This window comes from Pseudoalteromonas rubra (genome assembly GCF_004212645.1).
GTDB lineage: Bacteria > Pseudomonadota > Gammaproteobacteria > Enterobacterales > Alteromonadaceae > Pseudoalteromonas > Pseudoalteromonas rubra_G.
In genome coordinates this window covers 112,196-138,531 of sequence record NZ_PPUZ01000032.1, presented here as the reverse complement: position 1 = coordinate 138,531, position 26,336 = coordinate 112,196, and the positions used below count along the sequence as shown (strand labels likewise).

The following is a 26,336-nucleotide window of genomic DNA, read 5'->3' as shown; positions in this document are numbered from 1 at the left end:
ATAAGCCTTATTTAAATTGTTGAATCTGAAAAACGGTGAAGAGCAATAAAGCGATCAAGATTGATTACATTAAGTCATTCTTCGAAGGATGCGGTCTTTCAACCAGAATTGGTGATATATAACCGCCGCCAAATGCAAGGCAATGAAGAAAATCAATGCATAGCTTGCGTAGATATGGACGGATGTCATCATGACAGCAAGGTCCGGATACGTGCCAAAAATCGGTGGGATAGTGATGACAGAAAAATAGCTGAATGCCACTCCATCTAAAGCCGAGCCAAGCCACCCGCTGATAGGGGTGATAAGCGCCAGTGCATACAAAGAGAAATGCGCTGCAAAAGCAACTTTTTTGAGGTGCACTGTACTATCAGCGCTTGCTGTGGGACTATTTAATGCCCGCCAGACAAGCCGTGGAAGCATTAATATTATGACTGTTAGGCCAAAGTTGGCGTGCCAGCCAATAAGTTGTTCGAACTGTTCCCATCCTGAGTCGGTATCAAGATCAACCCATATCCACCAGATACCAATAACCATCGCGGGAATAATAAAAAATACACTTGCCCAGTGAAACACCTTCGCTACTTGCCCATAGCCCTGATTATCATTTTTCAATGTCGTCGCCTTGTTAATTAGGTTGATAACCAGTCGGCGGCTGCACTTAGTGTTGTCGGCTAAGTAACCACGTTATTCTGTTCATCAACGGTCGTATCAAAAATTCCGCGAGCATGACTGCGTAAAGCAGGCTTTGCATCGAGAACAATATGTCGTTCAGGGACATTGAATTGTTAGAAGTCTGGCTGCCGTAAAAGCCAGCCTCGACTACTTCGGTCAATGTCCAAATAACGCCAGCGGTGTAGCAATAAACAAGTGCACGTCTTAATACTGGCAAATGCGCCTGTACCAGCAGTTGGTCTTGTGGCTGTTTGAATATCCAAATAATCGTACCAAACGCATTCACTGTTGCTTTAAAACCACTGCTCATCATAGACAACCCAAAAACCGTCAAACCGATGAATAATGCATTCATCGGATTGATGAAAATCTCCGGGTTCTTCCACTCCCACGCAACAAGCAAACTGCACAAACCCACAATACTTAATAAACCGACCATTCCGCCGTAGTTAAGCGTGCCATCACCCACTTTCTCAGGATAATCATGCAATAATTCAGATGGCGTCATGTTTAAGGCTGCCGCAATAGCCAGCTTTGACTCCACTGAACATTTGCCGTCTTTTTCAATACGCTGAATGGTCCTCAGACTTAACCCTGTTACGGACGCTAGTTTTTCTTGCGACCAGCCATTTTCAACACGCATTGATTTGAGCTTGGTTGGCGACAAATTCGATTTAACTGCTTCTTGCATTATAGTTACCTCACTGACCTAATTTTTATAGCTAAAAAGGGTATGACAGCGTTACGACAAACATACGTCATTGGCCGCCAAACAGCACACTCGAGACACTAAATAGGAGTAAATGCTGATTTGTCACCCCACTCAACCTAGTACAGCTCATTAGTAGAATTATGCAGCGTCACAAGCAAGTGCCGCACTTACCTCATACTGCTCAAGGAAGTGTTCAACCCACACTCTACGCCAGCTTGTGCTCGCAGCTTTTCTTTGCAACGATTTCATCAGCATAGAGCGTTTCAAACTCAGTGCTGAAAACATGTCCTTGAGCTTATGATTCTTTTCTTCAAGCTCTTTCTCTCACTTTGCAACCGACACTTACACGCCGCTATATTTGAAGCGCCACTTATAAAATGTGGTTTATCCAATGTTTGTGTTTTCGGCAAAGATCTGGAACCAATATACCCGGTTCAGCTTCTTTGATCGTGGCAGCAATTTGTGACTCGTGAACTTCCTTCTTTTGTTGATGGAAACTCTACTCAAGATCTGTTGCAGTTTATGAGGGAGTAACAGAGTCATCACCGCTGCATTTAGACACTTTCCGGATCGCAGACGCTCGATATGGCAGCAATGCCTGTTAGGTTCATGGCAAAGAAAGTGCCAGACAAATACCAATAGAGATCATTTTGTACAGTCAGGGGCCAGGCCTAGTAAAGAGTTTAAGCAACGAAGCAATAATGTTATCAAAGGGAAGCTGTTGCACTGGGCTATACACGAATATATACACTTGAAAAATCGGAATTATGAAGCGTTTGCCCAGCACCTTTACTATTGACTGGCTAGAATTGGCAGCGAATGCTGTTTTACGCCCCGTAATTGGAGCACTTGCTATAGGTATGCATCGCTCCACTGTGTAATTAAATTCCAGTCGATTTCTGACTCAACAACTTTGCCATTCCCATGATAAGTTTTGTTATAAGTGAAGATATTATTTTTCAGTTTAAAGCTGTCGACAAACCCTTTTTTCACAGTTGCTAATCGAGTTACAAGCTTATTCTCCAAGTCAAATATCGCTACTCGTGTAATTGGCCCCTTTTGATAATCAGTAGTAAGCCATTCTTCGATTGCTAAATAGCGTCCATCTTGTAACTCACTGCGTGTGAATCCATAAACAAAATTAGGCACTTTTTTATCCGCAACTGTCAGTAAGTAATAAGCTGGGCCAAATTTAATTTCGCTCAAATACTTCAGTTCATACTGCATATTCTGATTTACTCATAATTTTTTACCGCGTGCGACCACAATATAGAAGATAAAAATTCAACCAAAGGGTCAAAGCCTGCTCTTTTTCTCCTTGGTTGAATCGTTTTTTAGGATTTTTGCTATAAACACTTATTACTACGTGTTCTGCGTACTTTACGCCCTTCACTTGAGATAAAAACAAATGAATTATCATCGATAGTGACAATTTTGTCTGTAACTACTATACCTATAGGAAAAGGGTTTTTACCTTTACTTTCTGTTACTGTGAGCGTGAGCTGCCCGTCTTTAATCAACCAACTACCGTTCGTCATTGAGTCGATTGAATTACATTTTCCAGAAGTATATTGAATATGCTGTAAAGTTCCGTCTTTTCTATATGTACTAACATGCCCTTCTTGTCCATAATAAGCATCAGATTTTGACACTGTCCATGATCCAACTAGGCTTTGCGAGAGTTGAAGATCTGTAATTGGTTGAGCGGTAATATCAGCAGATATAGATAACAGAAGCGCTGCTATTCCATATTTCAATTTAAGCACCATCTTAAAACACCCTCCAGCATAATGACAAGCACGTAGAGTTAAGCTGCGAACGTAAAGAAATAATCGCGTTCGAACATTTACTATAAAGAAAAATAAGCTATTGAATATACCAAGCTTAAAAAGCTCCTGACTTAAGCGAGGTGGTCGAGCATGGAAGTGGATACCCTGCACCACCTTAAGTCACTAGCTGGCTAGGTTTCCTAACGCCTTAAGCTTATGCTTTCATCTAAAGGGTACATTGCAAGCCACTCCATAATTGCTTGTGATGTTTGTTTATCCTACGACACAAGAAAGCTTAACCGGTTGTCAGCTTTCTTCGGATCAATTTCTAAGATTTCAGCCGATACAACATCATGTTTTACAAAGGGATCTGCATTAACTAAAACCTCTAAATCTTCCTTCGATATATTATGGGCAATGACTGAGCCACCTAGACCAGGTTGAAGTGAGCCCACCAACAGGAAAACGCCATCCTCGAAGCCCTGTTTTATCCAATCATTATGGCTTGCCATATATTCACTAGCTTGCGACTTATTCTCTGAAAACTTAAGTAAAATAATAAACATTGAAAACTCCTTTTTAAAAACAACTGACATCATATTAAAAACCACTTAAGCGATAAGTGATTGTTGACGACAATTTGAAACAAAGAGGAACCGAGCCAATTATTACGGTTCAGAATTTAAGGCCTTGCCAGCACTAAGTTGATAGTAAAAGAACCATAAGGAAACAAATCGAATAAGCTTCATTGAGATTGATTTCCCTTATTTCAAATAAATCACAAATCAACCGATTCCAAATTTCTTTAAATATAAAAGAGGCTGTTATAGCTAACCCCACAAGTAAAAACAAAAGAAATATAATTTTATATTCTGCTTGGGTAAACATTAGTCCAACTAAAGAGTTGTCTTCATAAGGACCCGACACATCGATAGTGAAAAACTCAAACACAAAAATAACAAACAACAATGTACCCGTTACCAGTAGGTTAAAGTTCGTTGAGATTTCTTTTTCATACATTTAACTTCCTTTTAATACCAAAGCCCAAATAAGAGGCTAAAAATCGGCTGGTTATACTTTAACGAGGTGAGAGCAACAAACCAACTGTTTTTTGTCACACCACTTTATTGACTCGATATGTGAGTCTACAACGAGCGCGCCCTTTGCCAAAAATTGTCAGTGCCAGAGTCCTTGTTCCAGCGCTCAAACTCATCACGGTAGCTTTCCCATGGCTCGCCTAAAGCCTCACGCTCATCAGTAAGCGAATAAGCCATACCTTCCATAAACCATTGAGGCGTATCAAACCAGACTTCCAAATTGCCAAGTTTTTCATGCTGTAAGTGGTGAACAAACTCGTGAGCAAGAAAACTCGATTCCCAGCCCCTGGGGCCAAGCACAACGCCAAATGTACTGACCGTTACAGCTCTCATATCGTTAAGACCGAAAGAGTTAAAACAGGATTTGCTGGAACAAAAAATAACTCTGGGATTTGTCTCAAACGGGGCCACATGTTTCTCAACGAAAACATGCGCTGAAGAATAAAGCTCTGATGCAGTATCAAGCTGAGAAATATCATCTATGCAGATAGTGGCGCTGACGCAGTCCAACCCATTGAGCTCAGGAGCCAATATACGGATCGGTTTGTAACCAAACCAAAGAGCCAATGGGCTTAAGGCTATAATAAGAAGTAGCAATCTCAATTTCATATCAATCCATTCATATAGTTCTTTCCGTAAACGTCACAAAATTGCAGGTTAAAATTGGCGACGACGGTGAGCAAGCTAAGTGTTTTGCGTCCTCGGGTGAAGCACTTTTTATACAGATTTTCAAAGTCCTTTTTGCCAGCGCTGCGGATATAAACTCTTAAATGCAATGTCTTTTAGCTCTGACTTAGTTATATAACCTTTTTTGTATTTATTTCGATAATAGAGTAATGCTGTAAGTGCACAAAATACGTAAAGGCAAACTAGCAATGTGATGAAGTAACTCACAAAAAGTACAACTATAACCGATTGCTCATATTGCCTCATCGGTACATCACTTTCTATACCAAAATACGAGTTAATGACAAACATCAGATAGAATGCAAGACTGCCACCAAGCAAACAACCAACACCACCTACTTTTGTAGACTCAGCATAAAAGTGTGGTTTTAGATTTAGCTGACTTCTAATACCCCGAATTAAAATACCAATTCCTCCAATCTTTACAACGCGGCACTCAGCCCGCATACAATAATGGCGCTGGTTTTGCGGTACGCAAAACGAGTGACAAGTTTGCCTGTCAGTTGCAGCGCTTTGTTAGCATTATTATTTACACGGTATTGCAAAATCAACATGGTAGTGCTCATCATGCCTGACCCATGACCTTTTTTTAGAAAACTGGATGTTTTCTTTCAAATACTGTGCATATTTATAGACCTTTGTTGGCTGTTCAATCTCTAAGTCTTTATATGCTGATACGACAATATCTCTCACTTCAGAATGAACATAGGTGCGGCCAGCCAATCTCGCCACTGTACTGTAGCCGACATAGTTTTTTCCTTCTGATGGAAGTTTCACTCCATTAGTAAGACTGCCATTGGAAGTCGTCCCAAAGCATGTACTAGTTTCAGCCAAAGCTATCAGCGGAATCAAAAATGTAATAATTAGAAGGTACTTCATACTTAATATGGGTGCTAACGCCCGGCTCAGGCGCAAACAACCAGAGCGGGATTTGTGCCAAAATTGGCACTCGCGCCATAGGCACAAATGACGCGGCGGTTGGTTGTCGCTTGGAGCCGTTTGTTAGCATTTACTGCCTGCTCAAATGGGCTTTATACTCCCTAGCTTTAGCAACTAGGTCAAGATGACTATACCTTTGGCTTGAAACCACGGGATAAGTTGAATATACAAGTTGAATAAACTCATCATAATGCTTGTCTTTAGTCGCACTAATAACAAAGTCAACTACACCCCTTTCAAATACACCTATGTATATGTCATTAGATGAATATTGTTCAAGCCTTAGCATCTGCTTATACCCACCATAAAACGTCGTGGCTTCCTCTATTACAATATCTCTATCCAACCTGGCCATTTCAATAAAATCTTCAACGTATGGGCCATAGTGATTAAAAAACCAATTAGCATTTGTTATCTGACGATTACTATCAAGAGAACTCTTCCAATCAACTAAATACAACATTTTAGTAAGCCTTGAGGCCGAGAGCTCGTCCTTGTGGGGGTAGTTCAGCAGAATATACTTAATTATATTGATTGTAGGATTTTTCATTAGAAGCCCTCCGCACGAGCAATCTGTAGGTTAGGCATGTGACTTTCAAGAGACTCAAACAAGTGACATAGGTTATTTTTTTCGACAGTGTTGACTGATTTTTGTATCTTACTAAACTTTAGCCCATTATCATTTATAGACTCAAAAATAAGAACAGCAATCGTTTCTTGCTTAGAATTTTGTATTCTAATTCCCAAGAAAGCTCTACTCTTCATGTTGATTTGTCTCACCGTTTCTTCATCAAAACTATGCTTTTCAACGTTGTAACTAACCCAACCTTCTAGATCTAATGAAGGATCAAAAGGAATAACATCTTGATATACCCCTCGTTGCCAGACTTTTGCAATGCAACCTTCGTTTCTTGAGTAAACTCTGCTTGGTCTTTGTTTATATTCTTCATTGTCAGAATACCTACCTACGCACACAAAAAGATCTAAATCTAGCCTATAAAGACTAACCCGTTCGTCAATGCTCAAACCTAACTTTGAAAAATAATTGTTATGCAAATAGTAACTAAAAAAATCGTAGCAGTTTACAACTTTGCTATCAATTTCCTGTTTCAATCTTCCCTTACATTCTTTAACTCTTCTATTTTCTTCTTTGACCTTTTCATAGTGTTTCTTAATCAAAGAAGTCCTCAGGTGTGACCCGACTCCTCCCCAAACTACCCCCAAAACCGCCAGTCCCAGCAACAATGTAAACCATTGTTCGAGGTTCAATAATTCCAAAAGATAAGAACGCCACCCCTCTGGCAATTGACGACGTATCATCTCTTGAATATTTGTGGGAATGCCAATATAACCAAACGAAATCGCACCAAAAATGCTAGGATATAGTCCTTTACACAGATACTTGTAAAACCACCGTTTGAAACAGTTTGATTCACTCAGTATGTCGTCCAAACCGTAACCTCCCCCTTCTTATTACCTGTAACATGGTTATCCAATGATAAAGCTAGTAGTGTCATGAATCGGATGCTAACGCCCGCAACACCGGACAAATTGGAGCGCAGCGGAAAATTGGTCCGCGTGCTTGCGTTTGTTAAGTGTTTTTTGTTGCTTCATCGTAAGCATCTAATCGAGACTCAAACTCAACCACTAATGGTTCAATGGCGTCAGCCACTTCCTTCGGAGACTTGAAGCCATCGGAAAACCCAGGAGTAACCAGAGCAGCCAAATGGTCGCTTATTAGTGGATATACCCCTCTAAATGCCCTCATCAATATATCACTGCACAACTCAACAACTCTGGCGCCTGAAAAATCCCACGCTCCTACCTCAGGTCGTAATCCATGTTCAATTCTCACTCCTTTTGGTATATCCCAGTACCGCTCTTTACAGCTCTCTACACGGTCATAAAGCTCTCTAAGCCGCATCGAGTATATATCACTACTTGCAGACAATCTGAACTCTTCAAGAGATGTAACATGAACATTTGTTAAATTGGCTGCCTCAATCGCACCGCTTTGAAACCCAGATTCAGACAGTAAGATTCCTCGATCTGCTCCTGTGTCTGAAACTATCTCACGAAGCCCTAATACATGAAGTTTGGAAACTGGTTTTTGCCAATGCTTACACTCAACAATCCAAGTAATATCAAAACCAGCATGATGTGACTTCACTAGAACATCGATATCATGCTTTGTTCTCACGCCCTCAATAGTGACATCCGTTTCCGCTTCCAAGCCTAATGATCTAAAGAATTCGGCGGCTTCCTCTTGGTACTCTTTCCAGTTGATACTCATATCGCTTCTTAAATTTACTACGGCATTCAGATTTCAGGACACTTAACGCTTTAGTATTCATGCGTACGCAGTACGCATAATCGTTTGTTGAACTGGGCCGCTACCTGCACGCCGTATCCGGCTGGTGTGGTTTATGCTATGGACATTTGCTTTTGATGAGTAACTTCTGTTCTGAACCGTTTGTGACTTAAACCGTTACAACCTGACTCATTCCCTGCCTGAACAACGTTATTTATGCCTATTATTAGACCCATTTTTTTCCTATTTGGCAAGGTGTTGTGATTTCGACACAGCACGGCTCACTCCCCCTTGCATGTTGCATTGGCAGAGTCGCTTCACCGCTATATTCATTTGTCAGGCAACCACGTCGGGTCGCTATCTCGTTCGCTCTGGTTCTCCTTCTCGCCAGTTATCTTCGCGCCCATTGCACCTCTCAACCAGCAACACCGACATCAAGTACACTCGCCCGGTTTGGCAACACTTGCACGGCCAGCTTGGTGGGCTTGCACACGTCCAGAATGACGGAGTGGTTTGTAAGGTTCGTTTAAAACGAGTTACAACTGCGTGATTGTAGGTAGATCCCGGCTCGCAAGCGTCCGGGATGACGGTTGAAGCTGTAGGTTTTGCATTTTGTGGATACAACTGGCTTGTATTTGAGAAGAGCTCGGGATTACGTTGTATTTATCCGGCTTGCTTGCAACGAGGCACTACAGTGTAGTGTGCTTGGCTTTGCTTGGCCTGCCCTACTCAATAAAACGTTGAGTAGGGCAGTTTCGAACATGCATTAAAACTCAAAGTTAACTTGTACCGGGTAGTGATCAGACAACTCGTTGTAGTAGCCGTTGTGATAATGGTGGCCGCTGCTTAGGTTCCAGTTACCGCGCAGGTAGCTCCAGTACCAGTTTTGCTGTGCTTTGGGATAACGTACTTTCATGCTGGGTGTGTTGCTTGGCTGTTTATGGTCGCGGTGCCAGAAAACGTAATCGAGTGTGTCGTTGTAATCCAGGCTGTAGTCAAAGTAGTAGGCGTTGGCTTTGGTGAACCAGTTGTACTTTGCCGGGAATGAGCCTATCTGTGGTGTTTCGAAGTTTAGCACTGCGCGTGACGTTGCAAGCATATCGGCCACTTCATCTTGCTTGCTCCATTCTACGTTCATATCGCCACCAATGATGACCGGCTCGCTGGCAGGAATATTTTCGGCGCTAATAAACGACTGAATTTCACTTAACTGGCCCATGCGCACACGGTGCTCCTGAGCGGTGTCGCCGTCGTGAGTTGCCTGCAAATGTGTGCCTATCAGGTGATAACGTTGATTGTCTTTTTCTATCACTACGTAGGCAAACCCTTTGTTTGACAGATAGTCCCAGCTGCCGCTCAGGCTGTTTTTAAACACGTGGGCTTTTTGGGTGATGATTGGGTATTTAGACAAAATAACCACGCCGCCACGGATCACAAAAGGACTGTTCGAGCAGTTGCCCGTTAATCCATCCCAGCCGCTGCCACTGCAGTCCTGGCCAACGTTAGGCGTCTGATAAGGATATATTGCCGAAAGCGCATCCAGCGCCTGCTCGGCATCGCTGTTAAAGGCTTCACTGATCAGGATCACGTCCGGGCGGTCGCTCATAGACGCTAACACCGAAGGTAAACGTTCAGCCCGGTTCTCCTGATCCCAATCCTGTACGTTAAGTTGCATAATATTGTATGCCATCACCTTCAGCGAATCGGCCATACTGTGGGTGCTCATCAGCATCAGTGCACAAAGCAGCGCGTGCTTAGCTTTCATTTTACGTCTCCGAAATCTCATTGTTATTTTTGTGTTGTTAATAATTTTTTACACCTGACTTCTGCACATCAGTACCTGTGAGTAAAAAATTTCGCAGCACACATTAGTCACAATAAGTGACACTCAGATTTCTACAAACCTTTATTTTTATTAAACTTTAATTTTATCTGCATGACGTTTTTAAGACTTTTCAATGACTACAGCAGAAAGCGCCGCAGCCAGGCAGGAGATCGATTAACTTTATACATAAGCCTAAATTAACTTTGCATTTACTCAGGCGCTTGGATTGATCCTCACAGACAAACACAATACAATAATGATTCTCATTTGCATAAAAGGAAACATTACAAAATGAAAATACTCTCTGTCCTGCTGCTTTTGCTGTGCTCACTGCCGGCTTTTGCTAAAAAACCCATCCGTGTTGTTGATGTGGGTGTGATGGGGCTCGCCTCACACGATTTGTTCCAGTGGAATACCCAAGCCCGCGAAAATGAAGAAAACGGCCGTTTTGACCTGAGTACAATTTTTGACTACGCCGATGGCACCCGAATTCACCAAGGCGGTAACCCTAAAAACTCATCGAATGCTGCGGTGTATTCAATCACTCAGAATCTGGTGAGCTTTTATGCCGGTAAAAAAGCCGCACTGTTGATGTCCAGAACGGTTACTGAAGAGCAGGCTCACATCATCGCGCGCCAGCAAACGGTTGCCTTCTTTATGGGGATGGTCAAAGAGTCTTATGAGCGCTTTACCAATGCCAGATTCCCAGACTATGCACTGGCGCAAACCGTCACGGACGATGAGCAAGGCGTAATGCGCGCACTGCATGACATTCTGCCTGGCAAAATCTACGTGAACCGTAACCTGACGCACGAAGTGTTTGAAGTCACCGACTTCAGACTGGCCATGACTCAGCTGTCACCAACTGAAATGATGAAGCCAGTGAAGTTTTACGACGGTAAATACGATGAAGAATACCTGCATGTCGTCGTCCCCGGCTTCCCGGATCCAACCATCATCAACCTGCAGGCCATTGACCAAAGCTTTATTGCAGAGCAAACGAATTATAACCTCGACGACATGCTCGTCGAGCTACAATTCTATGGCCAGTTCCCTTTCTTCGGCAACCTGGTGCACTTCACCAGCTTCGGTTACCACCTGGAAAACCTGTTTGCCAAAGGCATTTGTAACAAGTACGTCGATGGTAGCCCGAATACCTGGAATACCGTTGCAGTTGAGTGTTATTGATCCACTTGATTAATATGCTCTATTGATGGAGCTAAATGGCGCACTTGTTCTTTGGAGGGCAAGTGCGTTTTTTGAGCTGATAATTGAAAGGTCGATAATTCAAACTGTGGCTTGTGACCATATGAGGCTGAGCCTGTTCAAATAACGGGACCTGAGTCAATAATTGATAAAACTACTTCGGCGCTAAATGTAGCCAACTTCTATCAGAGCTATCTAAGGTAGATTTCCCCATGTAACAGCCATTTGTCCTGAATTGAATCGCAACATTATTTAAATAAGCTTTTGTTGCAATATTCAGCCAATTGGTAAGTTCTGGATGATTTGCCCTGACAAAAATGCGATCGCTTTAACACCCGCTTTGATTTATCGATCTATTTACATTGATAAAAAGCTCACCATTACCATATGTTCCAACATAAGAAACATTCGCAACTAAGTTATCGGATGCACAAACCGTAAAACAGCTACCTAGCATCATGCCACCAACCAGATGTTTTAAGTCTCATATAAAGGTCCTTTTTCAAAACATAAAAGAATCAAAATATTTAACATCAAGCAAATCAGTGTGAATTCGTCCGACTGCTTGTGTGGGCAGTCTGAAACGGTTGCAAGCATTTACCCGGACACCGAAGTGCAGCAATGTAGTAAGCCACTAAGCTCGTCACTCACTGAAATATGTTGTGTTAAAACATCAAAAAGAATTCATGGCAGATTTAAAGCTAGATAACCTAGCTGTCAGCAAGGTAACGACAGAGATTGAGCTGGGCAGGCTGGAAGAAAAATGGGATGAGCAATACTCAATAGTGCTGCGCTTTTGACGCATTAAGTGGGCGAATTTATCGGTCTTCTTCAAATATCCAGAGTACATCAGAAAAGCAATCTATACGACCAATGCCGCTTAAGCGTTACATCGCCAATTACGCAAGTTGACCTAAGTGAAAGGAGGATTCCCCAATGAACGCAGTTTGCTAAAGCTACTGTACGTGGGATATTGAATGCTTCGGACAGTGGACGATACCAATCCAAAATTGGAATGTTACTCTATCTCAGTTGCGACTCACTTAGAAGGGCATCTTAATAACGCCCTAGATCTGTGATTTAAATTAGTAGAAACAGAATATTGAACAGCCCACCTTATGCAGGCTGCTTCTTTTCCAGGCGCTCTGTATCCAGCTTTGTCACAAATAGCATGGATAAAACGACACCACTTACAAATGCTCGAAGTGGATATATAGCGAACTCATAATTATCATAGACAAACCTCCAGTTTTGAAATAGATTAGATATTTCATTGTTTATACCCAACTGGTCTAGATTCCTAAGGATATATTCTGCAAGTGCCAGCCACATCACTATCGTGATTATTCGGTATGTTCCAGCAAGAATCCCTTCAGCATGAGTCAAATTAACATCACCAACTTTGTCGCTATTATACTTAATGAGGTACTTTCTTGATAGATACGTTCTGAGTACTAATACCCTTATGGTGATGTAGCATATTAAAATTTGCGCCCCAAAAATAAAGGTCCCCCAGTACACCGTAGGTATATCACCCCGAAGTGGTACAAGCAATATGATGACGTACTCCAAGAGTGCTGTTATCAATACGATCCCACCTATGTGGAGCACATTGATGTTCTTTCTTTTTATATACATAACTGCTGCTGTTAAAGCTAACATAGCAAGCACATATGCATTTGCATCCGCAAATAGTATCCCTGTAAATGCCGTTGCAGCTACAGCCACAATCAGAAAATTTAACGCATTCATTCCTTTACCTTATATATTACATTGTGTAGTTACCCGTGGGGGACTGATTCTTGCTTGAAAAGGGTCATCTGGTTTCCCCGTTCCGGTCCCAGCAGCAACTTGCTTGACTTCTGTGCTCGTTAATTTTTTTAGGTTGCGCTTCTTAAGTGATGGCCTAGGATTTTTCTTCATTCTGATTTCCCTTATAGCGTCTTTTCCCGACTAAAATACCCTTCGATGCAACGCTAATTTTGCAATCAGCTAGTTGTCTAAAGATAGAAGTGAAGTCAATCTTACATGCCTTGCTCCACACAATGAAGTACTCCAATGGTATCTTGCTGACTTCTTTTTCGTAGTTAATAAATGTATCTCTGGAAATCTCGACCATATCAGCCATTTCCTGTTGAGTTTTCCCGGCGAGAAGACGCATATTTTTTAAGTCTTCTCCAGTTATCATATTTGGTCTGCTCCTATCTGTCACTATCCTTTATCCCTATTGATGCAAGTACTTACACGGTACTTTTGATTTTTACCACATTATGTGAATTATTTGAGCACAGTAATTCAAACGGTTTGTGCACTTTCTTCGTCCCGATTTTAATACTAAAAATAAAACTCATGTATCTGCTTTTTGCGCCACCGAATCAACCCGTTTTTATTGTTTTTCCAATAATGAGAGTAAAACGCCTTCTGACTCTCATGTGTGACCAGTAAAGCCCTATTCATAGGCCTTGAACTAGGGAATAAATGTAAATAGGGAGCTTAACCACAAATGCAAAAGTAACTAAAAAAAAACTATTTTGCAACATTCAATGTGGTAGGTAGCCACTAGTTAATAGGACGCCCCATCAGAACCCTAGCGCCTTACACCGATTCACAATGTCTCGTTATAGGTCATGTCATCAGCATTGGCCAAACTAGAACCTACTGATATAGATTGGAGCACGCAATTTGAGTCTCTGCATCCAACCTACCCTGTTTAATCGCAGATAAGTATGCGAGACAGGCATTGGACTCTTCGGCAATTTGATCTGCCAACCATATGTCAGCCAACAAATTCGAGATCCCTGCTTTTTCGCGGATCTGGTTCTGAGTTACACTAGATGAACTTTCTGAATGTTCGAAACCAACACAGAAAATATGAGGACAAAGTAAAAGGGTGACTGGAAAATATTTTTAGCTTTATAAGAGTTTTGATTTTGGAGTGAAATCTGACACCGCAAACTTGGAGTTTGGGTGGCAGTCTTACCAGCCACATCCCGGCACACGAGTCATCCGCTGTGGCTGCTTCCTTCCGGACCTGACCAGGTTCACGAACTATCGTTGCGAGAGGACCAATAAGACTACCATTGAGGGCCTTGTTTGGCGCGGGATGAATTATCGCGAGTTTCGCGTTGGGTTGCAAGGGTAAATGTGAAAAAGCCCGGCTAACTGCTTAGTGAGTATACAATTAGACGGGCTTTGCTGTTTTGGTTGGTTTTTTCTTGGGTTGTTAGCTTACTTTGCCAGCGCAACTTTTAGATCTTGCAGGCGCTTTTTCATCTTCTTCATGTTTTCCGGGCCCATGCGCAGGAATAGCTTTTGCGCATCAGACAGTTGCTCCCACTCTGCATAAGCGTACTTATAAGTCACGGATTCTTGCAGCAGTGGCAGGCTGGTTTCCGGGATAGGTGTTTCCAGCAGCTCGCCAATGGCTTCTTGCAGGGTCAGGTCGAATTCGCCGCCGTCGTAACCTATTTCTTCATAGGCTTCACCTATCAATGGTCTGAATTTATTGTACGTACGTACCAGCTGCGCAGTACTCATGGCATTAAGCATGTTGACGTAAGGCGTGTAACGCTCAAAGCTGTTTGGGTCTGTAATGATGATGTCGTCTTCAATCACCATAAAGCTGTCTTTTGGCTTGCTAACCGGGAAGTGATTTTTAGCCACTTTACCTTGTGCCAGGTTGTCGACAAATACCACGCTGCGGCGGATCATGTCGTCAGTGACCACCAAATCCATGGCTGTGTCGTTCAGATAGTTGCTAATCTGCTCGCTCAGGGCTACGTCGCTTTCATCCAGTGACGGAAGCGGCGCAGCTACTGGTTGCTCGGGTTCACGCTGTGGCAGTGGCTCAGGTTCCGTTACAGGCTCAGGCTCTACAATTGGTTCAGGCGCTGCGGGCTCTTCAACCTCAGTAGCTGGCTCTGGGCGTGCAGTGTTGACCACTTCCGCTGGGGTTTTCTCCGGCACCACAACGTCTTGTTTAAACTTGGCGTTTTCCTGCTGATTGTCCCGGTTTGAAAGCACAAATATGGCCACAATAACGAGGGCCACGACCACGCTTACGGCAAGCAATAAGTGGCTGTTAGACGGCTTGCTGTTCCTTGATTCTGCTGAGTTGTGCTCTGACATGGAAGCTCCATTAAATTTGCTAAACGAATTAGTTGCACTTACGGTGATTAAAGTGCCAGATTGGGCGCTTGGCCGCGTCTCAGGCAACAAAAATAATCTATAATATACAAAAGATTATAGCTTATCGCTGGGCCCTTTGACGACCTTTGCGTTTGCAACCTATGGCATTTTTAGTCTCTTTAAACGCGTATACTCACAAATGCATCCAATATTGGTGAGTATTCATTAAAAGATATCGCATCCGCGACAAGGTGCAATATCAATTACTGCTTAGTGAGCATATGGGCGCAATATGAATCGTCAATGAATTTGTTTCTGAATCGCGATGTATTGCTGTTTTACTAAGTTAAACAAATCGTTATAGTAAGTGTGTTAGGCTTCTCAAGGCCTGAAATTTTTTCTCAAATCAACCTTTGTAAATTGCGTGGTTAAGGAAGCATATGAGTCAGCAGCACAGTTCGCGTTCATGTCCTCGTTCAGCACTGTTATTAACCGGTGGTGGGGCCCGGGCTGCCTACCAGGTTGGCGTGCTAAAAGCGCTGGCGCACAGCCTGCCCAGAACCGCCCCGCTGCCCTTTCGGATTATAAACGGCACCTCGGCGGGCGCCATCAACTCCGCGGGCCTGGCTTGTTATGCCTCGAATATGCATCTGGCGATCCGTAAAATAGAGTCAATCTGGAAAAACTTTCATACCGATATGGTGTACGAGAGTGGTTTTGTCGGTGCGTTTGGCCACATTTTGGGTAATATGATGCGCAGTTTTCAGGCTGAATATATCAATCAGCCACCAGCCAGTTTGCTGGATAACACACCTCTGCGCCACCTGCTGCGCGAGGTGCTCGACCTGTCAAGGATCGACCGTAACATTCAGCGCGGCTATCTGGATGCCTTGTCGGTAACCGTATCCAGCTACTCAACCGGCCGCTCTGTGGCGTTTTATCAGGCAAAGGACGCGCGCCCGTGGCAACGCGCCAAGCGCATTGGTGTGCCCGACCATATCACCCTGGATCACCTGATGGCCTCCAGTGCCATTCCTATGGTGTTTCCCAGTGTGCGGGTCAGGCATCATTATTACGGTGATGGTTCAATCCACCAGCTGTCGCCACTGAGCCCGTCAATCCATCTGGGGGCCGAGAAGATTTTCGTCATTGGTGTTGAGCAGCCAAAAATTCCGACCCCGCTTGGCTACGAGCCGCACTTTCCCGGCATGTCGGTGGTTGCGGGTCACCTGCTCGATAGCGTATTCAGCGATACCTTACAATCGGATCTGGAACGGCTGGAGCGGGTAAACCGCACGGTCGGGTTGCTGCCCGCCAGAGATAAACACAAAGAGCTGAAACACATTAAAACCTTAGTGGTCAATCCCACTCATAATTTCAATGAGCTGGCTTTACATTATTACGATGAGTTGCCGATGGCTATTAAGCTCTTACTGCGCTCTATCGGGGTAAGGCGGCACTCGCCATCGAGTTTGACCAGTTACTTGTTGTTCGAAAAAGCCTATACCCGGGAGTTGATCGAGTATGGTTATCAGGACGGGCTTGCCCGGCTGGACGAAATTCGTGCCTTTCTGGAGCTGGATTAACCCACGGCCTGCGCTAAGGCAGGCCGTCTAGCAGGAATTGCTCGGCCCGCTCCACTCGCCGCGGCTTGCCTTTAAGCAGTAATACATCGCTGGCACATAAGGTGATCTCTTCATCCGGCATAGAGATTTCTTCGCCGTTACGCCGCAGTGCTTTTACCACCACTTTATGACGTGCCAGGTCCAGCGCGGCAATCGACTTATCGACCGCAAAGGCATCGTCCGGCAGTGCTATGGCATGCAAATACTCCAGCCTGTCTGAGCTGTAGCTGGCACCGTCTGCGCCCGCGTATTCTTTCATTTCCTGGCTGTCGCCGGTAAAAAAGCCGTGCAAATATTCGTAGCGGTTTTGCCTTTCAATACTGACCCGCTTGAGGATCCGGCGCATCGGCACGCCAGACATATACAACACATGCGATACCATCATCAAGCTGGCCTCCAGCGACTCTGGCACAACTTCGGTGGCACCGAGCTCTTTGAGTGCCTCCAGGTGGGTATCGTCCTTCATTCGCACCAGAATTTTTACCTCAGGGGCAAAGCGCTTCACGGCGTCTATCACGGCCTGGGCTTTATCGAAATCATTCAGTGACACAATTACCAGGCGAGCTTCACTGACATTGGCGGATTTCAGTACTTCCTGCTGGGTTGGATCGCCAAATACCACGGGTTCGCCGGCGGTTATCGCTTCCTGAACAATGGCCGGGTTACGCTCTACGGCAATATATGGAATGGCTTCCGGGCGCAAAAACCGGGCAATGGTCTGCCCCACCCGCGCATAACCAAAGATCACCACATGGTTTTTAACCTTGCTGGAGTCTATAAAACCCTGCTCGTGTGGCTCTGGGCGCCCGTCGCTGTCGATACCAAACAGCTTGATAAGCCGATCTGTTTCGCTGATCAAATACGGGGTTAATGCCATAGACAACACCCCCAGCGCTATCAGGAACGAGGCTACCTCGGCACTGAGCAACTGGTGTTTGCCGGCCAGCGCCACCAGTACAAAGCCGAATTCGCCCATTTGCCACAGCAACACACCGGCTGCAAAGGCATCTTTACGGCGCTCGCCCATCAGCTGGGCCAGCAGGAAAATAATGGCCAGTTTCAGTACAATCAGCAGCGCCAGAACCAGCACAATATAGATAAACGACTGGATCACATACGATACATCGAGCTGTGTGCCCACAGTCACAAAGAACAGCCCCATCAGAATATCGCGAAAGGGCCGTATCTCAGCTTCGAGCTGGTGCCTGAACTGGCTTTCGCCGAGCATCATTCCGGCCAGAAATGCGCCCAGCGCCATGGAAAGGCCAAACGCATAGGTCAGCGCCCCGGCACACAGCGCCACCACCAGAGTGGTCAGTACAAATAGCTCATCGGTGCGGGCCATCGCCACTTCGTTAAAGACTTTGGGCAACACCCACTTGCCAATGGCCCACAACAACATACAGACAAACGCGCCTTTGGCGAGCGCTAGAATAAGCGCGCCGACTAATACCTGGTTATCAGACTGGCTTAATAAAGGAATGGTGATCAACAGCGGGACCACCGCAATGTCCTGGAATAGTAAAACCCCCACTGCCAGCTGACCACGGCGAATATTCAATATGCCCCGCTCTTTGAGCTCTTTCACCACAACGGCTGTAGAAGACAAGGCTATCAGGCTGGCAATGATCAGGGCTTCAATCCAGTTAAATCCCAGATACTTTAAGATCACCGCCAGCACAACGGTGGTGACCAGCACCTGTAAGCTGCCGAGCCCAAATACCACGCTGCGCATTGCCATCAGTTTGGGGATCGAAAACTCCAACCCCAGACTAAACAGCAAAAACACAATGCCCAGCTCGGCTATCAGTTGGATCTCATGGCTATTGTTGATCCAGCCAAAGCCATAGCTGCCCGCCAGCAGGCCGGTTAACAAGTAAGCCAGAATAGGCGGCAATCCAACCCGCTTAAACGACCATACCAGCGCCACGGCACAGAGCAATAAGGCTATCAACCCGGTAAACTGGCCCTCCAGGGCGGCAACTAGCGTACTGGTGACATCCTCACCTAAAAACCCGGCAAAATTTTGCTGCAAAGCGCCTCCCAAGCGTCAATAAAATAGTGGTGAGCATTTTTTATTCACTACTAAATATAGCAAGCAGCTGTTTTTCAGCCAGTTTAAATTTTTGGCATGAAACTCGCTTAGAACAGACTGAATGTTGTACTTTAGGGGAATACTAGATGGAAAATGTCCATATTTTGACACAGCGGGCACCGACGCGCGGGGATTTTTTGCCGTTTAACGCGCAAATGCAAATGTCGCACGTCCCCGAAAACCCAATGAGCCTGACTGAAAAATTACAAACAACGCTCGATGTAAATGGACTACTCGACATCTTTGCTGGTTATATTAAGCGCATTATCAACCTCGCCGGATTGCAGTTTCACTCCAGTGAAGGCGTGTTTCAGATGCAGCAAAGCAACAACCAACTGAGCCCTTATACTTTTGATCTGGAGTTAAACAACCAGCATCTGGGTCAAATTGTGTATTTTAGTAAATATCGCCTGAGCGAGGCGTTGCAGGCACGGCTTATTCAGCTGCATACCTGCTTATTGTATCCACTCAGAAACGCCTTGATGTATCAGCGGGTACTCAAGCTGGCCACCAAAGATTCGCTGACTGGCTTGTCTAATCGCAGCCAGTTTAATGAGTTTTTGGCCAAAAAGCTTGAACGCAGCCGCCGTCATCACTGCAATTTTAGCCTGATGCTGCTGGATTTGGATAACTTTAAGCAAGTGAATGACCTGTACGGCCATAAAATGGGTGACGATGTTTTAATTGAATTTGCGCGCATTCTGGAGTCGTCCGTGCGGGCAACAGACACCGTGTTTCGTTTTGGCGGCGATGAGTTTGCGATCCTGATTGACGACCCGGCCTTTACCACCAATAAAGTGATTGCGGAGCGCATCATGGCGTCTGTCAGATGCTGTACTATCATGAAGAGCCATAATGTTACCACCAGCATTGGCTTTACGCTGGCAACCAGCCAGGATTGCCCGAATGAAATTTTCTCGCGGGCGGATAAGGGGCTGTATCGCGCTAAGGACGCCGGCAGAGACTGCGCCCGGACAATCTAAACAACAAACTGCCTGACCATATTGCGTCCCCTAACGCAATATGGTCCTTACTTACGCAGTAAAACCAGCTTATACAGCAACAGTAGCAGTGCAAAACCCGCGAAGAAGCTGTTGATCACCCAAGCCAGTGACAAAAAGTTGGGTAGGTCGCTGAAAATAACGGCCAGCATAGGGGCACCCAGGCCAAAGATAAAAAAGCTCCCCCCCTTGCCGTGCCAGTAGGCCAGTAACAGCGCCGCACTCAGCCCGCCCACGCTCAGACTGAGCACAAGATTGCCGATATTCAGGCCACCATTCATTGCCAGAATAAAAAACAAAGCACCGCAGCCAAGCACTGCCCAGATAGCTTTGTTTGCCAGCGATTCACCGATCTTGTGTGTTTCTTGCATCTTCTAACTTCCAATTGAGTCCCTGAGACGATGCATACGCCTCATTGACGAAAAATCCCACCACCTGCACTAATTCATCGTTGTAATAAATCAGCGGCACATGGCCACGCTCCCAGGTGGGGACACCATAATCTTTTAGCCAGTGCTTGAGGGTATTACGGCCACTACGCCCAAGCGGTTTAACTTTCTCGCTCAGGCAGTTAAATCGCACCGACACCTCTTCATCGGGCATTGGATGGCGAACCCCCTTCCCCTCAATAACACATAATGTCGTGCTTTCATCCAGCATCACAGGCGTCAGAGCGATATTGCTGTGCGACTGCCTGGGTGCCTGCTCACAGACCCAGTATAAGTTGTCTCTGAAACGCCTAACCTGCCCGGCAGGCAAAGTAACTGCCATTTGTGCGTCCGCTTTGGCATTCAATGCCTGTGTCAGGATCTGAACCAGCTGTTTTTGCGACGGCATCTGAACGCCCTGCTCGGCCAGCCAGGCACGCACCAGGTTTTGCTGGCGTAATGGCGCAAACTCTGCAAGGCGCTTAACAGACAAGCTTTGCTCATCCAGGCAATGCAAAAGATCGGCCCGGGTGATTTCATCCAGCAATGCCTGCTGCCCTTGTAACAGCTCGATGGTGCGCATAACGCTGGGAACAAAGCCCGTAAAGCGGGATTTTAGCAGGGGCAATATCTGGTTACGCAAGAAGTTGCGGTCAAAGCGGTCGCTGAGGTTTGACTCATCTTCTATGTGAGAAATCCCAAATGTCTGGGCAAACGCTTCTATGTCTGCACGCTGGGATGTGAGCAAGGGCCTCAGACACACCCGACCGGATGGCAACTCAGTGCGTGCCTGCATGGCGCCCAGTCCTTTAAGACCAGAGCCCCGTTTGAGGCGCAGCAGAAAGGTTTCAACCTGATCGTCTGCGTGCTGCCCCAGTACCAATGCATGATGCGGATAAGCCTGCCTGTCCAGTGCCTCGTAACGTGCTGCACGGGCCTGCGCTTCAAGGCTCTGACGACTTTGTGCCACCACCTTGACCGAAACCGGGGTAAAGTCGATGGCCAGCGCCTCACATTGTGCCTTACAAAACGCCTGCCACTTTAGAGAATTAGGCGACAAACCATGATCAACATAAATTGCCTGCAACGCCAGCCGAGAATTGCACTGCACATAATGATGGCACAGGTGCAGCAGCACCACAGAGTCTACCCCGCCGGAGAGCGCCACAGTGAGGCCACGCGTTAGCGTCTGCGTTTTAGCATGCGCTGACTCATCAGCCAGTAAGTTATCCAGGCTGGCAGCAAAACGTTTATATAGCGGGGTCTGAATCATAATCACGGACGTTGTCGGTACTTAGGTCGTATTATCCCGGTTTCGCAGGTACAAAAAAAGCCGCAATGCGGCTTTTTTCAGTCTTGCTGTGTCACAGTGGCTTAGCAATAACCAAATGACATCAGACGCTGGTAACGTTGCTCCAGCATTTCTTCTGTGCTCAGCGCTTCCAGTTCGCCCAGGTCACGCTTAAGCTGTGCTTTGAGGTTCTTCGCCATCGTGTCGTAGTTACGATGTGCGCCACCCATAGGCTCATCAATAATGGTATTGATGAGATCCAGCTCTTTAACGCGTGCTGCAGATACACCCATGGCTTCTGCGGCCAGAGGAGCTTTTTCTGCACTCTTCCACAGGATAGAGGCACACCCTTCCGGTGAGATTACAGAGTAAGTGCTGTACTGAAGCATGTTAACGCGGTCGCCCACACCAATGGCCAGTGCACCACCAGAACCACCCTCACCAATCACGGTACAGATGGTCGGCACTTTCAGTGCAGCCATCACTTTAAGGTTACGTGCAATTGCTTCACTCTGGCCACGCTCTTCGGCGCCAACACCCGGATAGGCACCCGGGGTGTCGATGAAAGTGATGATTGGCATTTTAAAACGCTCAGCCATTTCCATCAGACGCAGGGCTTTACGATAGCCTTCAGGCTTTGGCATACCAAAGTTACGCTTGATTTTTTCAGCCGTGTCGCGGCCTTTTTGCTGGCCGATAACCATAACGGGTTTGTCGTCTAGACGTGCAACCCCACCCAGAATAGCCGGGTCATTTGCGAATGTACGGTCGCCCGCAAACTCGTCAAATTCAGTGAAAATACGCTCGATATAATCGCGTGTATAAGGACGAAGCGGATGACGCGCCAACTGAGATACCTGCCAGGCACCCAGGTTGTCGAAGATCTTTTTCGTTTGCTCTACGCTTTTTTCCTTGAGGCGGCTGATCTCTTCTTCAAGGCTGAGATCAAGACTGCCAGAGCGGCTTACGTTTTGTAATTCATTGATTTTTGCTTCTAATTCTGCAATCGGAAGCTCAAATTCAAGATAATTGAGGCTCATGCTCTAAACTACCTGTTTAATTAAATTCTAGTTCTATTTCCTGCGCCGCCATCTTGGATAATCGTCTGAGGAGATCATCACTGGGCGTCACACACCATTGCATACCTAATGTCACTTCCGCTATCGCGTCCGGGCGCTGATATTGGATTTTGACCGGACATGTACCGAATTTGTACGGTTCCAGTACTTTTTTCAGATTATCTATGAAGTTCGTGTCAATTTGCACCATATTCAGGGTCATTTTTATCGCACTGATCCGCTTTTCGCGGGCCTGAGCTATGGTGCAGACTTCTCTGGCGGTCATTGTAATGCCGCCGGAGAAGTTATCAAAGCTGACCTGTCCGGATATTACCAAGATTTGGTTCATTTGCAGCATATCTTGGTACATTTCAAACTGTTCAGGGAATAAGCGTACATCAATTCGTGCGCTCTTGTCATCTAAAGTTATCAGACCCCAACGCTTGCCTTTTTTGTTGACCAATACCCTTGCATTGATAACCAATCCCGCAGCCGTCGATTGCACATCGCGATTCGTCGGCTGTAATTCTACTAGACGACCAGAAGTGTAATTTTTTAACTCTTTTCTGTACTGATTTATTGGGTGACCGGTCAGATATAAGCCCAGGGTGTCTTTTTCACCCTGCAACCATTCATCATCCGACAGCGGGGCCGCTTTAACAAATGCCTGCTCAACTTCGTCTGGCTCAACGGCCAGCAGGCCAAACAAATCGCTTTGCCCCAGTGACTCGGCCTTATGGTGTTGCTCAGCAGACTTCATGGCGTCTTTCAGGCTAGCCAATAAGGTGGCACGCCCTGGCTGGGTTTTCTCCGGACCCAGCTGGTCCAGCGCGCCTGCGTAAATCAGTTTTTCAATCACCCTGCGGTTCAGGCGTTTAAGGTCAACCCGGGCACAAAAATCGAATAAGTCTTTAAATGGGCCGCCCTGCTCACGGGCTTCCAGAATGGCTTCAACCGGGCCTTCACCTACGCCTTTGATGGCGCCGATACCATAGACGATTTCGCCCTGGCGGTTTACCGCAAACTTATACACACCCGCGTTGACGTCCGGTGGCAGCAGCGTCAACTTCATGTTTTCGCATTCATCTACCAGGGTCACGATTTTGTCGGTGTTATCCATATCCGCCGACATTACCGCTGCCATAAACTCGGCCGGATAATGGGTCTTCATCCACAGCGTCTGATATGATACCAGTGCATATGCAGCAGAGTGTGACTTGTTAAAGCCGTAACCCGCGAACTTCTCTACCAGATCGAAGATCTTCATTGCCAGTTCGCCGTCAACGCCGTTGTCTCTGGCACCGTCTTCGAAGGTGCTACGCTGCTTGGCCATTTCCTCGGGCTTTTTCTTACCCATGGCTCGACGCAGCAAGTCTGCGCCACCCAGGCTATACCCTGCCAGGACCTGGGCTATCTGCATTACCTGCTCCTGATACAGGATGATCCCGTAAGTGGGCTCCAGGATAGGTTGCAGACTCTCGTGCTGATACTGTGCGTCCGGGTAAGAGATCTCTTCGCGGCCATGCTTACGGTCGATAAAGTTATCTACCATCCCCGATTGTAGCGGACCCGGACGGAACAGGGCTACAAGTGCGATCATATCTTCGAAGCAGTCCGGCTTCAAACGGCGGATCAAGTCTTTCATCCCGCGCGATTCCAGCTGGAATACCGCGGTGGTTTCGGCTCTGAGCAGCACTTCGAAGCTGGCCGGATCATCTAACGGAATAGCCGCTATATCGACCGGCTCAATGCCATCGCGCGCCAGTCGCTCGTTGGTCATATCGAGCGCCCACTGCAGGATAGTCAGTGTACGTAGACCCAGGAAGTCGAATTTAACCAGACCGGCCGTTTCAACGTCGTTTTTATCAAACTGGGTGACCGGAAACTTACCTTCTTCATCGCAATACAGCGCGGCAAAGTCGGTGATACTGGTCGGCGAGATAACCACGCCCCCGGCGTGCTTACCGGCGTTACGGGTACAACCTTCAAGAATACGACACTTGTCTATCAGCTCTCGAACTTCTTCATCGCCGTCGTACACTTCAGGCAGACGCGGCTCCACCTCAAAGGCTTTGGCCAGGGTCATACCCGGATCGCCCGGGACGAGCTTAGAAATACGGTCGACAAAACCATAAGGGTGACCAAGCACCCGACCCACGTCGCGAATTACCGCCTTGGCGGCCATAGTACCAAAGGTGATGATCTGGGATACCGCCTGACGACCATACAACTTAGATACGTGGTCGATGACTTCATCCCGGCGGTCCATACAGAAGTCGACGTCGAAGTCAGGCATCGAGACACGTTCCGGGTTAAGGAAACGTTCGAATAGCAGGTCAAATTCCAGCGGGTCCAGATCGGTAATTTTTAGTGCATACGCCACCAGTGAGCCCGCACCGGAACCCCGCCCCGGCCCTACCGGTATATCGTTATCCTTACTCCACTGAATGAACTCCATTACGATCAGGAAGTAGCCCGGGAATCCCATCTGGTTGATTACGTCGAGCTCAATTTGCAGACGCTCATCATACGGACCGCGTTTTTCTTCGCGCTCGGCATCGTCCGGGAATAGAAACTGTAAACGCTCTTCCAGACCATCACGGGACACCTTCACCAGGAAGTCTTCGATTTTTAAATCGCCGGTCGGATAATCTGGCAGGAAGTAAGTGCCCAGCTGAACGGTGACGTTACAACGCTTGGCTATCTCCACTGTGTTTTGCAGCGCTTCCGGAATATCACTGAATAGCTCCTGCATTTGTTCAGGGGTTTTCAGATACTGCTCTTTGGAGAAGCGTCTGGGGCGGTTTTTATCTTCCAGTGTGTAGCCGTCGTGGATCGCCACACGAATTTCGTGGGGTTCGAAGTCGTGTTCATGGAGGAACACCACTTCGTTGGTTGCCACAACCGGCAAGCCTCTTTCTGTCGCCAGCGCGACCGCCGCATGCAGGTATTCCTCTTCCTGCTCACGTCCGGTTCGGTGTAGTTCAAGATAATAATGGTCGGCAAAATGGGTTTCGTAGAATTCCACCGTGTCGGCAATCAGTTGCGGGTTGCCCTTTAATAGCGCTTTACCCACGTCGCCGTCTTTGGCACCGGACAATAAGATCAGGCCTTCTTTGTATTTGGCCAGCCAAGCTTTGTCTATCACAGGGCGGTGAAATACGTGACCCCGTAAATAAGCCTCGGAGATCAATAAGGTGAGGTTTTTATACCCTTCGTTATTTTTGGCCAGCACCACAATGCGGCTAGGCTCGTCCGGAAACTGATCGCTCTTAAGCCAGAAGTCGGCCCCAACCAGGGGTTTAATACCCGCACCGTGGGCCGCGCCGTAAAAGCGCACCAGGCCACATAAGTTCATCTGATCGGTGATGGCAAACGCGGGCATGCCCAGCTCGGCGGCACGCGCCACGATGGGCTTGGTTTTTGCCAGCCCATCGACCATAGAAAAGTCGCTGTGTACTCTTAAATGAACAAACTCAGGTGCTGCCATAA

Annotated in this window: 23 protein-coding genes and 1 other RNA gene; 3 read left to right on the top strand and 21 right to left on the bottom strand. The window is 46.3% G+C overall.

Features of this window, described 5'->3' with window-relative positions; translation table 11 throughout:
- Positions 1 to 69: 69 nt before the first annotated feature.
- The 12 genes from C3B51_RS12475 to C3B51_RS12415 form a co-directional block, all read right to left on the bottom strand.
- Positions 70 to 612, bottom strand: a complete 543-nt coding sequence (locus C3B51_RS12475) for a cytochrome b (RefSeq protein WP_165389150.1) — start codon at positions 610 to 612, stop codon at positions 70 to 72.
- Between the two features lie 46 nt (positions 613 to 658).
- Positions 659 to 1,363, bottom strand: a complete 705-nt coding sequence (locus tag C3B51_RS12470; RefSeq protein WP_130245235.1) for a helix-turn-helix domain-containing protein — start codon at positions 1,361 to 1,363, stop codon at positions 659 to 661.
- Positions 1,364 to 2,236: 873 nt separating this feature from the next.
- The gene (locus tag C3B51_RS12465) at positions 2,237 to 2,611 is read right to left on the bottom strand and encodes a hypothetical protein (protein WP_130245234.1); all 375 of its coding nucleotides are present in this window, start codon (positions 2,609 to 2,611) and stop codon (positions 2,237 to 2,239) included.
- Positions 2,612 to 2,730: 119 nt separating this feature from the next.
- Positions 2,731 to 3,153 carry a hypothetical protein gene (locus tag C3B51_RS12460; protein ID WP_130245233.1) on the bottom strand — a complete coding sequence of 141 codons (423 nt, stop codon included), beginning with the start codon at positions 3,151 to 3,153 and terminating at the stop codon, positions 2,731 to 2,733.
- A gap of 278 nt (positions 3,154 to 3,431) precedes the next feature.
- Positions 3,432 to 3,719, bottom strand: a complete 288-nt coding sequence (locus tag C3B51_RS12455; RefSeq protein ID WP_130245232.1) for a YciI family protein — start codon at positions 3,717 to 3,719, stop codon at positions 3,432 to 3,434.
- Between the two features lie 133 nt (positions 3,720 to 3,852).
- Complete coding sequence (locus C3B51_RS12450) at positions 3,853 to 4,173, bottom strand: hypothetical protein (protein WP_130245231.1); 321 nt, start codon at positions 4,171 to 4,173, stop codon at positions 3,853 to 3,855.
- 125 nt (positions 4,174 to 4,298) lie between these two features.
- A complete protein-coding gene (locus C3B51_RS12445) occupies positions 4,299 to 4,859 on the bottom strand; it encodes a hypothetical protein (protein WP_206076629.1) in 561 nt (186 codons plus the stop codon).
- A gap of 603 nt (positions 4,860 to 5,462) precedes the next feature.
- Entirely contained in the window at positions 5,463 to 5,816 is a 354-nt protein-coding gene (locus C3B51_RS12435) for a hypothetical protein (protein ID WP_130245229.1), read from the bottom strand.
- A 130-nt stretch (positions 5,817 to 5,946) separates the two neighbouring features.
- Complete coding sequence (locus C3B51_RS12430; RefSeq protein ID WP_130245228.1) at positions 5,947 to 6,426, bottom strand: Panacea domain-containing protein; 480 nt, start codon at positions 6,424 to 6,426, stop codon at positions 5,947 to 5,949.
- A complete protein-coding gene (locus C3B51_RS12425; protein WP_130245227.1) occupies positions 6,426 to 7,328 on the bottom strand; it encodes a hypothetical protein in 903 nt (300 codons plus the stop codon). Before C3B51_RS12425 ends, C3B51_RS12430 begins: the two co-directional genes overlap by 1 nt.
- A gap of 139 nt (positions 7,329 to 7,467) precedes the next feature.
- Positions 7,468 to 8,169: a restriction endonuclease gene (locus C3B51_RS12420; RefSeq protein WP_130245226.1), complete on the bottom strand. Its 702-nt coding sequence runs from the start codon at positions 8,167 to 8,169 to the stop codon at positions 7,468 to 7,470.
- A 784-nt stretch (positions 8,170 to 8,953) separates the two neighbouring features.
- A complete protein-coding gene (locus tag C3B51_RS12415; protein WP_130245225.1) occupies positions 8,954 to 9,952 on the bottom strand; it encodes a sphingomyelin phosphodiesterase in 999 nt (332 codons plus the stop codon).
- 351 nt (positions 9,953 to 10,303) lie between these two features.
- Here C3B51_RS12415 and C3B51_RS12410 point away from each other — a divergent pair, with 351 nt between their 5' ends.
- Entirely contained in the window at positions 10,304 to 11,200 is an 897-nt protein-coding gene (locus C3B51_RS12410; protein WP_130245224.1) for a hypothetical protein, read from the top strand.
- A gap of 1,134 nt (positions 11,201 to 12,334) precedes the next feature.
- Here the strand turns inward: C3B51_RS12410 and C3B51_RS12405 are convergent.
- From C3B51_RS12405 to C3B51_RS12390, 4 genes are all read right to left on the bottom strand, one after another.
- Positions 12,335 to 12,970, bottom strand: coding sequence for a hypothetical protein (locus C3B51_RS12405; protein ID WP_130245223.1), 636 nt, complete (start codon positions 12,968 to 12,970; stop codon positions 12,335 to 12,337).
- Positions 12,971 to 13,124: 154 nt separating this feature from the next.
- The gene (locus tag C3B51_RS12400; protein ID WP_130245222.1) at positions 13,125 to 13,406 is read right to left on the bottom strand and encodes a helix-turn-helix transcriptional regulator; all 282 of its coding nucleotides are present in this window, start codon (positions 13,404 to 13,406) and stop codon (positions 13,125 to 13,127) included.
- Positions 13,407 to 14,192: 786 nt separating this feature from the next.
- Positions 14,193 to 14,289, bottom strand: an RNA gene (ffs, locus tag C3B51_RS12395) — signal recognition particle sRNA small type.
- A 157-nt stretch (positions 14,290 to 14,446) separates the two neighbouring features.
- A complete protein-coding gene (locus C3B51_RS12390; RefSeq protein ID WP_130245221.1) occupies positions 14,447 to 15,346 on the bottom strand; it encodes a DUF3014 domain-containing protein in 900 nt (299 codons plus the stop codon).
- A gap of 440 nt (positions 15,347 to 15,786) precedes the next feature.
- Here C3B51_RS12390 and C3B51_RS12385 point away from each other — a divergent pair, with 440 nt between their 5' ends.
- Complete coding sequence (locus C3B51_RS12385) at positions 15,787 to 16,932, top strand: patatin-like phospholipase family protein (protein ID WP_125720893.1); 1,146 nt, start codon at positions 15,787 to 15,789, stop codon at positions 16,930 to 16,932.
- A gap of 13 nt (positions 16,933 to 16,945) precedes the next feature.
- Here the strand turns inward: C3B51_RS12385 and C3B51_RS12380 are convergent, their stop codons facing one another.
- Positions 16,946 to 18,946 (bottom strand): monovalent cation:proton antiporter family protein, encoded by a 2,001-nt coding sequence (locus C3B51_RS12380; RefSeq protein ID WP_130245263.1) that lies wholly within the window; start codon positions 18,944 to 18,946, stop codon positions 16,946 to 16,948.
- Positions 18,947 to 19,152: 206 nt separating this feature from the next.
- On the opposite strand from C3B51_RS12380, the gene C3B51_RS12375 reads away from it, so the two are divergent.
- Complete coding sequence (locus tag C3B51_RS12375; RefSeq protein ID WP_125783235.1) at positions 19,153 to 20,049, top strand: GGDEF domain-containing protein; 897 nt, start codon at positions 19,153 to 19,155, stop codon at positions 20,047 to 20,049.
- Between the two features lie 47 nt (positions 20,050 to 20,096).
- Here the strand turns inward: C3B51_RS12375 and C3B51_RS12370 are convergent, their stop codons facing one another.
- From C3B51_RS12370 to dnaE, 4 genes are all read right to left on the bottom strand, one after another.
- Positions 20,097 to 20,438, bottom strand: coding sequence for a hypothetical protein (locus C3B51_RS12370; protein WP_125720889.1), 342 nt, complete (start codon positions 20,436 to 20,438; stop codon positions 20,097 to 20,099).
- A complete protein-coding gene (tilS, locus tag C3B51_RS12365; RefSeq protein ID WP_130245220.1) occupies positions 20,413 to 21,768 on the bottom strand; it encodes a tRNA lysidine(34) synthetase TilS in 1,356 nt (451 codons plus the stop codon). The genes C3B51_RS12370 and tilS overlap by 26 nt, the downstream gene beginning before the upstream one ends.
- Before the next feature lie 101 nt (positions 21,769 to 21,869).
- On the bottom strand, positions 21,870 to 22,826 hold the full coding sequence (gene accA, locus C3B51_RS12360) for an acetyl-CoA carboxylase carboxyl transferase subunit alpha (protein ID WP_046003859.1): 957 nt from the start codon (positions 22,824 to 22,826) through the stop codon (positions 21,870 to 21,872).
- A 16-nt stretch (positions 22,827 to 22,842) separates the two neighbouring features.
- Complete coding sequence (dnaE, locus tag C3B51_RS12355) at positions 22,843 to 26,334, bottom strand: DNA polymerase III subunit alpha (RefSeq protein ID WP_130245219.1); 3,492 nt, start codon at positions 26,332 to 26,334, stop codon at positions 22,843 to 22,845.
- Positions 26,335 to 26,336 lie beyond the last annotated feature (2 nt).